This is a genomic window from Chryseobacterium sp., from assembly GCF_019236175.1.
Taxonomy (GTDB): domain Bacteria; phylum Bacteroidota; class Bacteroidia; order Flavobacteriales; family Weeksellaceae; genus Chryseobacterium.
Genome location: NZ_JAFAJM010000005.1, coordinates 162,232 through 173,676 on the forward strand (window position 1 = coordinate 162,232; position 11,445 = coordinate 173,676).

Here is an 11,445-nt window from a genome sequence, read left to right on the forward strand (position 1 = left end):
TTCGATAAGATTGTTTGAATTTCAATAACTTACACTAAAACAACTGGAGAAGATGGAGAAAAGATTTCACCCCGCAAATAATAGAAAGGGCAATATCAGGAAGTGTAATTTTCGGGCTTACTTTAATCATTGCCGAAAAATCTCCTGTGGCTTCATCTTCTTTGCGGACGGAGTGTTTTACAATTTTTGACGCTGCAGGCAATGCATGGGTGTTCATGTCTGCCTCTTCGTAAACATCCAGTAAATGAATATTGTTGATATGGGGAATATGAGGAATATTATTCAATGATTTTTCTGCCCAATTCGAATTGAAAAGGGTAAAAACCAATATAATATAAAACATGATAAATGACCTCAGACCTGCCATGTCAACCAGAACACTTGTTTTTTTAATAAAAAACGATAATTCTGCAAAAATAGGGATTTTGAACGGAGATACTGCCTTTAAAATGTTAAAAAAACTTAAACAATGGGCTAATAGTAGATTTAAATCCCGGAAGTCACAAAAAAAATTTTAACCGATTCAATGAATGTAAGAGAATGGTTTTCCTATACAAAACACCCCTGAGGTGTTATCATTTAAAACAGTTTGCTCAATACTCTAAAACGGTAATCAAAAATGTGTTCCAGTTTTTTTCTGACAAAAAGACGATGTGCTATTTCTCCCAGAAATCCCATCGGCAATTCATAATTGATGGTATCCCGCATTAAAACACCATCTTCATTGGCCATAAACTCATGATGGTGATTCCATAGTTTGTAAGGTCCCTTTCTCTGAAAATCGGTAAAGCTTTTTCCTGAATCTACCTGGGTAATTTCCGTCTGCCATTTCATTTTAATACCCCAAAATGGGGAAACATAATAATCAATAAGCATTCCTTCATAAATACGGTCGTCTTTCAGTTCTGTCAGAACAGTAAACCCCATATCATCAGGGGTAATTTCCGAAAGATTATTCGCTGAGGAAAAAAACTTCCATGCTGTTTCTACATCACAATGCAGCTGTTGTTCCCGAAAAAGTTGATGTTTCATCTTACATGATGTATTAAGGTTTATTTTATTTATAATGCTGAAATATTCCAAAATCTGAAGGAGTCCAGAGTGCGGCCTTTTGTCCGGCTGCCTTCAGTGCATTATTGGTCCAGGTATTACAGGTATACAAAAAGCTGTAGGTCCCTTTAGCATCATAGAAGGCATCATTGTCTCCATAGACGGCATTGGTAGGAATCAACATAAAATTTCCTTTCTGATCTGTATCGAATTTATTTTCAACGTATTTTACAAGGTTTTCATACTGTGCTTTGCTGATCATGATCATTTTACAGTCTTCTCCTTCTTTCATTGTTGTATAATAAGTACAGTGCATGGCAGAATCACTAAGCCAGAAGGCGGCTTTCACAGCGGTTGAAAATTTAAGATCAGCCCATGTTGGAGTATCGAGATAAAAGCCTTTATCTCCCCAGCCTATTCCGATATAATTATAATCTGTTCTTTTGGATCTGGTATTGGCAAAAGGAATTCTCAGGCTCCAGTCTTTAAGATCATTTTTTACAGGCATTACAATATCTGTATGAACTCCATTGGTATAAATATAAATCGGAATTTCTTTCTTCTGTCCGTCATCTTTTGCCGATACGGGAATAAACGGGATCAGTAATCCGAGAAGTACATAAATGATCACGATTCCTAAGATAATACCCACTATTTTTAAAATATACAATAAAATACTTTTCACGGTCATGTTTTTAATAAAATTTAATGTACAATTTTTTGTAAAAGTATTTGTTTTAATCGAAAAAATGGCTATATTTAGTTACGAAATATTCACAAATATGCGTAAAAATACCAAGTCCCAAAAAAGATTTAAAGTAAGAGTAAAAACTGCTCCAAAAAGAATACAAAAAAAGCGTTGATTTTCGGTGAGATTTAATCTCCTGAAAGTCAATTTTTCTTTTTAGGAAAGGCTTTTTGAGCAATTTATTTACGTAAATCTTAACCTCCTTAGAGTAAAAACTATAAGGAATGGTCAATTATCAGCTCTGGTCTGGAACTTCAAAAAATTCCAGAGAAGGAATTGTCACCAAAAGTGTAGCCTAAAAGAGGTCTGAAGAACTCTCCAAAAATTCAATATTCCTCTTCAGTCCTGTAAATTTGGTTCTCTTCACTGGTGATTTTTTAAAGATTTCAGAGAAAATTTCCTGAGTAAGTTCTTTCCATTCTCCTTTTTTAAAATTCTTCAGTGCTTCATTAGGTAAAAATCTGCTCTGTTTATTGGGGGCAGAAAACCGGTTCCATGGGCATACGTCCTGACAGATATCGCACCCGAACATCCAGTCTTCCATTTTACCTTTAAAATGATCCGGAATTTCGTTTTTCAGTTCTATTGTTGCATAGGATATGCAGCGGCTTCCATCTATGATCTTTTCAGAAACAATGGCATCAGTAGGACAGGCATCAATACATTTCCGGCAGGTTCCGCAATGATCGGTGGTTTCATGATCGGGAATAAGGTCAAGATCACAGATAATTTCAGCGAGGAAATAGAAAGACCCGTTCTGTTTCGTAATCAGGTTTGCATTTTTCCCGACCCATCCTATCCCGGATTTTCTGGCCCAGCTTCTCTCCAAAACAGGAGCAGAATCTACAAAGACCCTGAATCCGAATTCTCCTATTTCCTCCTGAAGTTCTGCCACCATTTCGCGTAAAATTTCCTTGATTACTTCGTGATAATCTTCCGCATAAGCATATTTTGAAATCTTATAATTTTCCAGTATTGAAATTTTTTCTTCAGGAAAATAATTATAAGAAAGTGAAATAACAGATTTGGAACCTTCCACCAAAAGTCTCGGATCAAGTCTTTTGTCAAAATGGTTCTCCATATATTTCATTTCTCCGTTGAAGTTATTCTTTAGCCATTTTTCAAGATGTGGTGCGTCTTCTTCCAAAAAGTCTGCTTTAGAAATCCCACAACTCTGAAACCCAAAACTTTTTGCTCTGGATTTTATCAGTTGGGAATATTTTTCAGCTCCTGCATTCATAATTTTCACATTGCAAAATTAAGATTAATTTATCAATCTGTCTATTTTCAGTTTCATCCCAAAAACAAGCCTGATTCTGCGTCTTTGCTAAAAAATTATGTTTTAATTAAGATTTTTTTCAAAAAAAAATTACGTAATTTCGTTCATAATTTAATGTTTAAAACAAACAACTATGTCTTTAATAGAAGTAATACAATCAGGAAACTATGAATTAATTGACGTTCGTGAGCCCATGGAGCTTGAAATGGACGGAAATATAGACGGAGCTAAGAATATTCCTCTGGGGGAAGTAGAAGACAGACAAGATGAGATTTTATCGATTGAAAAACCGGTAATCTTATTCTGCAGAAGCGGAAACAGAAGTGGTAAAGCACTGGAATATCTTAATGCTCAGGGATTAAAGGACGGTTATAACGGCGGAGGCTGGGCTGAGCTGAAAGCTGCTCTTGAAGCAAACCAAGGAACTTTTTAAAGTTCCTTTTTTTATACACTGATGTCATGACTCTAAAAGAAAGATTCGAACAACTTTGTGCTCCTTTTACCGAAGACCAGCATCTGATTCAGTATTTATGGAAAGAGATAGAGCAAAAATACACTGAAAAAAACCGGTACTACCACAATCTTACTCATCTTGAAAATATGTTTCAGGAGCTGGAAGCTGTAAAAGATAAAGTTTCAGATTTTACAACGATTTCTTTTTCAGTATTCTATCATGATCTTATCTATGATGCGTCTTCCGGATCCAATGAAAAAAAAAGTTCGGTTAAAGCTGAAAAAAGGCTGAAAGAACTGGGAGTAAGCCATGATATTATACATGCTGTTACGGAACAGATCTTAGCCACCCAATTTCATCAGCAATCAGAAAATAAAGACATCAATATTCTTTTGGATGCTGATCTTTCTATTTTGGGAAAAGACTTTAAAATCTATACAGATTATACCCAACGGATCAGAAAGGAATATTCCATTTATCCGGACTTTTTATATAAACCGGGCCGGAAAAAAGTTTTACAGCATTTCTCAGCGCTGAAAGATATTTTTAAAACTGATTATTTTAGGAATCGCTATGAAGTACAGGCAAGAGAGAATATCAGAACTGAAATCCGACTGCTATAGTTTCCAATAAAAAAAGAGATGCAAATAAATTGCATCTCTACATAACCTCATTCATTTTTAGACACAAACCAATTATATTCCAACTTATACATTTTAGAAAACAATAGTTTATATTATTAATAGTTTCCAACCCTTATTGCTATCTCAAAAATATAAAAACAAATACAGCCACAACATAGATTCAATTGTATTTTTATTGCAATCACACCCATAAAAACACTGCATATCAACAAGTTAATCCATCTTATTTATTAATAAACAGAAAAACGGGGAAATCATTAAAAATTTAAATACTTTAATTAGAGATCACAGAGTATTTTCTGCTAAAGAAAATTTCTATAGAACTTTTTATGTAAGTATTTTTAAAGATCCCGAAACCTCTGTGCTTAAAGATGTAATTTTCATGTAATTTCACCTTAGGATGTGTACAAATTCATACGCAGAAAACTTTATAAAAAAATAAAAAACATCTTGTTATAAGATGTTTTCATTATGAAATTACTCTGCACTTATAATTATGATAATTTATTAATAAACTCCACAGCCTTAGCCAAAACCAGCTCCGGTGATTCTTTATGGGGTGTATGTCCGATATTGGGAATAATATATTTTTCTGTTTTTCCGCTTACCTGAGCAACTGTTTTTTCTAACTGATTCAGGGTACCATACTCATCAGCTTCACCCTGAATAAATAATAGCGGGCACAGAATATCCTTCAAAAGGTATTCTATATTCCAGGTTCTGTAATCATCCCTCGTCCAGGTTTCTGTCCAGGCTTTGAAAAGGGTTTCTACTTTATCACCATGATATTTTTGCAAACGTTCACGGAGATTGGTTGTTTTATAAGCTTCCCATGCCTCGTAGATTCCTTTTAAAGTCACCTCTTCCACAAAAATATGTCCGGCCTCGCAAATGACAGCTTTTGTTTTTTCCGGATATTTTGCAGCGGTAATCAGGGCAATTGTTCCTCCGTCACTGTGACCAAAGAGAATGGCTTTATCAATATTCATTTCTGTTAACAGATCATTCAGCAGATCAGCTTCCTGCTCCATATAATTGACTTCTCTTTCGTGGGTAGGCATCGGATTTGATTTGCCATACCCCAAACGATCATATATAAGGACATTAGATTGGGTAGCTTCAGATAATTGAGCCGGTAAATCTCTCCAAAGTTGAACCGATCCCAGAGAATCGTGCAGAAAAACAATAACCGGCCTGTTGTCAAAAGTATGATGATATTCTATATAAAGGCCTTTGCCATTAAGATGTATTATATCCTGTTGTATCATTTTAAAGATTCGTTTTATAAATTATTTCAAAAGGGATAAACGACTTAAATCCGGACAAAAATACCAAATAGTGAAATATATAAGAAGTAATAGAATAAAATATGTGAAATTTCTGATAGAAGCTTTCAAATATGGAACAACATACATAAAAACAATATGATTTTATATCTTTATCGGAAAAAATCCGAATGGAAAAACTGGGAAAACAGGAACTCGAGCTTTTAAGAATTCTTCAAAAGAGTTCCAGATTTGATATTACTGATCTTACGGAAAGATTAAACATGTCACGAACTTCTGTTTATGATAAAATAAAAAAGCTTGAACATGAAGGTTATATCACCAATTATGTAGCTCTCGTTGACCCCAAAAAAGTAGGCCTGAATTTTACAGTCATTATTACTATTTCTCTCAACAGTCAGCAAATTGAGTATGTAGAGGAGTTTTCAAAAAAAATAGCGCGTCTGGATGAAGTCGTGGAGGCTTATGTGACGGGAGGTATTTTTGATTATATTATAAAGGTAGTGGTACAGAGCCCGGAAGCATTCAGTGAGTTTATTGCTACTAAATTATCGGTAATTCCGCATATCAGTAAAATTAAAAGTTCATTTGTTATGAATCCGATCAAACAATCCACTGCACTGCACTTTTAATAAAAAAAGAACCCTATGCGGGCTCTTTTCTTTTATAATAACGTTGGGATTTTTGCATCTTCAAATTCTCTGAGTAAATGACTGAAAACCGTTTCTACCGGTAATATATCATCTATTAGCGCAGAAACCTGTCCGATTTCGAGTTCTCCGTCTTCCATATCACCTTCAAACATTCCTTTTTTAGCTCTGGCTCTTCCCAATGAAGCTGTTAAAGCCTCTTTGTTTCTTCCGCTCCGGTATATATCTTCCAGTTCGTTGAAGAATTTATTTTTAACCATTCTCACGGGAGCCAGCTCTTTTAAAGTAAGATGGGTATCTCCCTCCTGCAGTTCCGTAATTTTCTTTTTCCAGTTCTCATGGGCACTGGCTTCAGTGGTGGCTGCAAATCGGGAACCTATCTGTACTCCGTCTGCGCCTAAAATCATTGCCGCTTTCATTTGAGATCCTAAAGCAATTCCTCCAGCGGCAATCAGTGGTCTGGAAATATGTTTTTTGACATTAGGAATCAGGCACAAGGTTGTTGTTTCATCTCTTCCGTTATGTCCTCCGGCTTCAAAACCTTCTGCAACAATAGCGTCTACCCCTGCGTCTTCACATTTTACAGCAAACTTTGTGGAAGAAACTACATGAGCTACTTTTATCCCTTCTTTCTGCAGGGTTTCAGTATATGTTTTCGGGTTTCCGGCAGAGGTAAAAACGATCTTTACTCCTTCTTCCATAATAATCTGGATAATCTCCTCAATATTAGGATATAACATGGGAACATTGACTCCAAAAGGTTTATCCGTAGCCTGTTTACATTTTTGAATATTTTCTCTCAGAATATCGGGATACATACTTCCTGCTCCTATTAATCCTAATCCTCCACAGTTCGAAACGGCAGAAGCTAATCTCCATCCCGAATGCCAGATCATTCCTGCCTGAATAATCGGATATTTTATCGTAAAAAGTTCTGTAATCCTATTTTGACCGGCCTGCATTTCATGAAGTTTTTTTGCCGAGTTGAAATCTATAAAATTGCTCATGTGTAAAAATACTAAAAACAAAGGTTTTGCAGAAAATATACTTTAAAATTTTCTCTAAAAAAGTTGTGTTTTTATATGGTAAATTTCAATAAAATCCAGTCCGCAATAGTTCAGATTAAAGCTAAAAAAAACCTTCAGAATTTCTGAAGGTTTTGATATTATTTTTTGACTGATTCTTTCTTCCAGTTTGCCTTGAAACTACAGTTATCGTAGCGTCCGTCTATAGAGATAAAGGTAGTCGGTAATTTAGAATTAACGAACTTTTCAACCATTTCACTTTTCTTTTTATTAAGTGCCATCTGCTTGATTCTGCTAAAGTCTGTTTCCAGTGTAATCTGGTGTGCAGGAATAGCTTCTTCCAGCTTTAGAATCTTAACCACTTTTCTTCTGTTATCATCATCTTCAAAAGCCGTTGTAATATCTCCTTTGTTTAATCCCGCTAATTCATAGCTGATTGTTCCGGGAATACTTTCTCTTTCAATTTTATCAGAACCGTCTGCACCCGGAATGACTCCGGCATTAAACTTTGTTCTTTTATCATCTGAAAATTTAAACGCAGCATCTTTAAATGTCATTTTGCCATCCATAATCAGACCTCTGATACTGTCTAATTTTGCTTTTGCTGTTTTCACTTCGTCATCTGTAGGTGTAGCTTTTAACAAAATATGTCTTGCATCATACACTTTACCTGACTTTTTCAACAACTGAATGATATGATAACCAAATTCAGATTCTACCGGCTCAGAAATTTCATTATCCTGAAGGTTCAGTGCAGCAGCTTCAAACTGTTTCACCATCTGTCCTTTGTTGATATTTTTATACAAACCGCCATTTGATGCAGATCCTTCATCTTCAGAATAGATTCGGGCCTGGCTTTCAAAGCTTTCTCCGGCTAAGATATCTTTCTTAATCTTTTTTAATCTGTTGATCAGGTCTTCCTTGTGTGCTTCTGTCAGTTTAGGATACACCATGATCTGAGCCAGTGTCACTTCATCTTTAATCTGTGGCAACTGTGCTTTGTATAAATTGTAAAAATCTGTTACCTCATTGGGAGTTACATCCGCTTTATCAGTAACTCTCTGATATTTTGCCTGCCCATAGTACTGGTCTGTATCCATTTTTTCGATTGCATTTTTCATCTCATAAGCATTTCTAAACTTATAAGCGGCAAGCATCGTTTTTTCATCCGGGAATTGAGAAAGCAACTGACGGTATTTTGAATTGGCTTGTTCCTTGATGGCAGCAGAACGATTTTCAATTAATGTATCTTTTTTTGCTTCATATACAAGAAGCTTATTGCTGATCAGGTTTTCCAGGAACTCACATTTATCTGCATTGGAAGCTCCCTGCTGTTTTCCATAATTCATTTGTTCAGCTACATCAGATTCCAAAACGATCTCATCACCGATAACAGCAGCAATACCATCCACTAAATCTCCTTGTTTTAGCTGGGCATTCATCATATTTGAAGAGAATATCATCATGAAAATCCCAAGGAGAAAAGTGATTTTTAGTTTATTTGTCATTTTACTATTTTAAACAAGTTGCAAATTTAGAATTCTTAACGAATTTCACTCAATTTTTTATTATAAATATTTCTTAAAAAGACTTATTTACTGCAGTTCAACATCAAAAGTAGTCAATTCTTTAAATTGTCTCAATCTGCTGAACATATCAGCTTCCTGTACTTCCTGAATTCTTTCGGTTCCGAATTTCTCCACAGTAAATGAAGCCATTGCCGAACCTACGATCAATGCAGATTTCATGGTATCAAAATCAAATTTACCTTTTTTAGCCAGATACGCTGCAAAACCTCCTGCAAATGTATCTCCTGCTCCGGTAGGATCAAACACTTCTTCTAACGGAAGAGCGGGAATAGCAAATACTTTATTATCATGGAAAAGTAAAGCACCATGCTCCCCTTTTTTAATGATGACATATTCAGGTCCCATTGTATGGATCTTCTTAGCGGCTTTTACCAGAGAATATTCTCCTGAAAGCTGTCTTGCTTCTTCGTCATTGATGGTGATGACATCTGTTTTGGCAATCATGTCCATCAGGATATCCAATGCACAGTCCATCCAGAAATTCATAGTATCAAGAATAACAAGCTTAGGACGGTTGTTCATTTTTTCCAATACGGATAACTGAACACCGGGGTGTAGGTTTCCAAGTAATAAAATTTCAGCATCCTGCATTGAATCCGGAATTTTCGGATCAAAGTTTTCCAACACATTTACTTCTGTAGCTAAAGTATCTCTGGTATTTAAGTCATTATGATATTTTCCTGACCAGAAGAATGTTTTTCCTTCTTTCACGATTTCAATTCCTTCGATGTTTACTTCTCTGTCTGTAAACATATCAAGGTGTTCCTGCGGAAAATCTCCTCCTACAACGGAAACAATACCGGATTTAACGCCTAAAATAGATGAAGTGATCCCAATATAAGTGGCTGCACCACCTAAAATTTTATCCGTTTTACCAAATGGTGTTTCGATTGCATCAAATGCAACACTTCCTACAACTAAAAGTTTCATATATTTTTCAATGTATATTAAAAGTAAATTATTTTTTCCATTCAAAAGAATCCAGCAGATGTTTCATATCGTTCTTGATATAGTTCACTGCAGGAGCCAGAGAATCGGGTTTCGGTCTCGAGTTAAAGTATAGATAAGCAGTAACGAAGTGTTTCGTACTGTCTGTAATGTAAAATTGAAGATTGGAAGCACTTTGTCCTTTCAGTTCATAGAAATTACCGTAGACTTTTTTCTCAGGGTATTCAAAAGACTTGGTATCTATTGCACTGGCTTTAATGGTATGCTCATACACCATTTTCTCAGCCTCCTTAATATGTTCTGCAAAGTCGTTCTGTATCGGATAATAGGTCACAAAAACCTTGGCTTTCATTTTAGGATAATTCAGGTAATACCAGCAAGGTTTTTTTGCCGACGTGATCGTAGCAAAATCCGAATATTCAAATGTATAGGCACAATTGCTTTCAAACTTCTGATATTTCGGAGCCGGGTATTCAAGACGCAACTCTCCGTAAGGTTTAGGGACAGGATCTTTCTTACATGAAATTAAAAGCAGCGATACAAAAATAAAAATGACTTTTTTAATCATTTTGCAAAAGTACAAATTAGATTTCAGATTTCGGAAGACAAATTTCAGTCTTTCAATGAGTTTTGAATGTAATTTTCCAACGGTTTGGGAAATGATTTTTCATGAGAGCCTTCAATATCTGTGATGAGGTATTGATTTTCAGCGATAAAATCATTCCAGACGGTCTCCGAAGCCACATCTACGTTAAAGATCTCAATGCTTAAATTCTTATGAGTCAGCTTATGAGTAACCGTTTTAGCTCCGGTAACAAATGCCTCCATCTCTGCCGGAATAGCGGCAGGAAACTCAAACAGTTTTTTCCAGATAAAGTTATCAGCTCTCTGTCTGATCAGAAACTTTCCGTTTTTATGAACAAAATAATAGGTCAAAGCAAGAGCTTCTGTCTTTACTTTCTTAGTTTTCACGGGATAATCTGAGATTTTTTGTAGAGAAAATGCCAGACAATCATCGTTAACAGGACATTGCTCACAAAGTGGATTTTTAGGTTTACAAATTTCAGAACCTAAATCCATCATCGCCTGATTGAAGTCTCCTACATTCTCAGGCATTATTAAAGCCGCAAGCTCGGAAAAATAATTAAAAGCCTTTGAATGGGAAATATCAAAATCATCAGCAAAAAAACGGCTCAGGACGCGGTAAAAATTACCATCAACTGCCGGAATCTTTCCTCCGAAACAGATACTGGAAACTGCTGCTGCCGTATATTTACCAACTCCCTTTAGCTTTAGTATTTCTTCATACTGAGCCGGAAATACGCCTCCGTAATCACCCATGATCTGCTTTGCAGCTTTATGGATATTGATTGCTCTTGAATAATAGCCCAGGCCTTTCCAGTATAACAACACTTCATTTTCTTCGGCTTCTGCCAAAGTTTTTACATCAGGGAATCTTTTAATGAAATTATTATAATGGTTCAGGCCCTGATTGATTCTGGTCTGTTGAAATACAATCTCACAGATCCAAATTTTATACGGGTCTTTTGTCTGTCTGAAAGGCAGATCTCTTGCATTATTTTTATACCACTCCAAAAGCCTGTTTCCGATATGAAGAAAATCCGGGGTTGTTCTATTTTTTTCCAAAAACCTTAATCTGTTTAAATCATCTGAAAGAAAAAAACTTCTCTCATGAGCATTATTTTTAAGGTTACAAAGATAGTTTTATTTTATTTTTCCTTCACAGATATATTTTAAACTGTAATGGAGTT

13 protein-coding genes are annotated in these 11,445 nt (G+C 35.5%); 3 read left to right on the forward strand and 10 right to left on the reverse strand.

From position 1 onward, the window contains the following. Positions 1-34 precede the first annotated feature (34 nt). The 4 genes from JO178_RS04930 to queG form a co-directional block, all read right to left on the reverse strand. Complete coding sequence (locus JO178_RS04930; RefSeq protein WP_291932551.1) at positions 35-343, reverse strand: hypothetical protein; 309 nt, start codon at positions 341-343, stop codon at positions 35-37. 236 nt (positions 344-579) lie between these two features. Continuing rightward, complete coding sequence (locus JO178_RS04935) at positions 580-1,032, reverse strand: SRPBCC family protein (RefSeq protein WP_291932553.1); 453 nt, start codon at positions 1,030-1,032, stop codon at positions 580-582. A 25-nt stretch (positions 1,033-1,057) separates the two neighbouring features. Further along, positions 1,058-1,741, reverse strand: a complete 684-nt coding sequence (locus tag JO178_RS04940; protein ID WP_291932557.1) for a TIGR02117 family protein — start codon at positions 1,739-1,741, stop codon at positions 1,058-1,060. Positions 1,742-2,093: 352 nt separating this feature from the next. Then, complete coding sequence (gene queG / locus JO178_RS04945) at positions 2,094-3,038, reverse strand: tRNA epoxyqueuosine(34) reductase QueG (protein WP_291932560.1); 945 nt, start codon at positions 3,036-3,038, stop codon at positions 2,094-2,096. A 172-nt stretch (positions 3,039-3,210) separates the two neighbouring features. On the opposite strand from queG, the gene JO178_RS04950 reads away from it, so the two are divergent. Then, on the forward strand, positions 3,211-3,510 hold the full coding sequence (locus JO178_RS04950) for a rhodanese-like domain-containing protein (protein WP_291932563.1): 300 nt from the start codon (positions 3,211-3,213) through the stop codon (positions 3,508-3,510). A 26-nt stretch (positions 3,511-3,536) separates the two neighbouring features. Continuing rightward, positions 3,537-4,154 (forward strand): HD domain-containing protein, encoded by a 618-nt coding sequence (locus JO178_RS04955; protein ID WP_291932568.1) that lies wholly within the window; start codon positions 3,537-3,539, stop codon positions 4,152-4,154. Between the two features lie 515 nt (positions 4,155-4,669). Here the strand turns inward: JO178_RS04955 and JO178_RS04960 are convergent. Beyond that, a complete protein-coding gene (locus JO178_RS04960; protein ID WP_291932571.1) occupies positions 4,670-5,443 on the reverse strand; it encodes an alpha/beta hydrolase in 774 nt (257 codons plus the stop codon). A gap of 188 nt (positions 5,444-5,631) precedes the next feature. On the opposite strand from JO178_RS04960, the gene JO178_RS04965 reads away from it, so the two are divergent. Further along, complete coding sequence (locus tag JO178_RS04965; protein WP_291932573.1) at positions 5,632-6,093, forward strand: Lrp/AsnC family transcriptional regulator; 462 nt, start codon at positions 5,632-5,634, stop codon at positions 6,091-6,093. A gap of 32 nt (positions 6,094-6,125) precedes the next feature. Here JO178_RS04965 and JO178_RS04970 read toward each other — a convergent pair whose 3' ends face one another. The 5 genes from JO178_RS04970 to mutY form a co-directional block, all read right to left on the reverse strand. After that, on the reverse strand, positions 6,126-7,118 hold the full coding sequence (locus tag JO178_RS04970) for a nitronate monooxygenase (RefSeq protein WP_291932578.1): 993 nt from the start codon (positions 7,116-7,118) through the stop codon (positions 6,126-6,128). 158 nt (positions 7,119-7,276) lie between these two features. Further along, positions 7,277-8,644: a peptidylprolyl isomerase gene (locus JO178_RS04975; protein WP_291932581.1), complete on the reverse strand. Its 1,368-nt coding sequence runs from the start codon at positions 8,642-8,644 to the stop codon at positions 7,277-7,279. Positions 8,645-8,731: 87 nt separating this feature from the next. After that, positions 8,732-9,655 carry a PfkB family carbohydrate kinase gene (locus tag JO178_RS04980; RefSeq protein WP_291932584.1) on the reverse strand — a complete coding sequence of 308 codons (924 nt, stop codon included), beginning with the start codon at positions 9,653-9,655 and terminating at the stop codon, positions 8,732-8,734. A 28-nt stretch (positions 9,656-9,683) separates the two neighbouring features. Next, entirely contained in the window at positions 9,684-10,241 is a 558-nt protein-coding gene (gene gldD / locus JO178_RS04985; protein ID WP_291932587.1) for a gliding motility lipoprotein GldD, read from the reverse strand. A gap of 44 nt (positions 10,242-10,285) precedes the next feature. Further along, entirely contained in the window at positions 10,286-11,320 is a 1,035-nt protein-coding gene (mutY, locus tag JO178_RS04990) for an A/G-specific adenine glycosylase (protein WP_291932590.1), read from the reverse strand. Between the last annotated feature and the right edge of the window lie 125 nt (positions 11,321-11,445).

Bases quoted from the DNA above. Each gene is read 5' to 3' on its own strand.
- JO178_RS04940 (WP_291932557.1), bottom strand. From the start codon at position 1,741: ATGACCGTGAAAAGTATTTTATTGTATATTTTAAAAATAGTGGGTATT.
- JO178_RS04930 (WP_291932551.1), bottom strand. From the start codon at position 343: ATGTTTTATATTATATTGGTTTTTACCCTTTTCAATTCGAATTGGGCA.
- JO178_RS04970 (WP_291932578.1), bottom strand. From the start codon at position 7,118: ATGAGCAATTTTATAGATTTCAACTCGGCAAAAAAACTTCATGAAATG.
- JO178_RS04975 (WP_291932581.1), bottom strand. From the start codon at position 8,644: ATGACAAATAAACTAAAAATCACTTTTCTCCTTGGGATTTTCATGATG.
- queG (WP_291932560.1), bottom strand. From the start codon at position 3,038: ATGAATGCAGGAGCTGAAAAATATTCCCAACTGATAAAATCCAGAGCA.
- JO178_RS04935 (WP_291932553.1), bottom strand. From the start codon at position 1,032: ATGAAACATCAACTTTTTCGGGAACAACAGCTGCATTGTGATGTAGAA.
- JO178_RS04965 (WP_291932573.1), top strand. From the start codon at position 5,632: ATGGAAAAACTGGGAAAACAGGAACTCGAGCTTTTAAGAATTCTTCAA.
- JO178_RS04980 (WP_291932584.1), bottom strand. From the start codon at position 9,655: ATGAAACTTTTAGTTGTAGGAAGTGTTGCATTTGATGCAATCGAAACA.
- JO178_RS04950 (WP_291932563.1), top strand. From the start codon at position 3,211: ATGTCTTTAATAGAAGTAATACAATCAGGAAACTATGAATTAATTGAC.
- gldD (WP_291932587.1), bottom strand. From the start codon at position 10,241: ATGATTAAAAAAGTCATTTTTATTTTTGTATCGCTGCTTTTAATTTCA.
- JO178_RS04960 (WP_291932571.1), bottom strand. From the start codon at position 5,443: ATGATACAACAGGATATAATACATCTTAATGGCAAAGGCCTTTATATA.
- JO178_RS04955 (WP_291932568.1), top strand. From the start codon at position 3,537: ATGACTCTAAAAGAAAGATTCGAACAACTTTGTGCTCCTTTTACCGAA.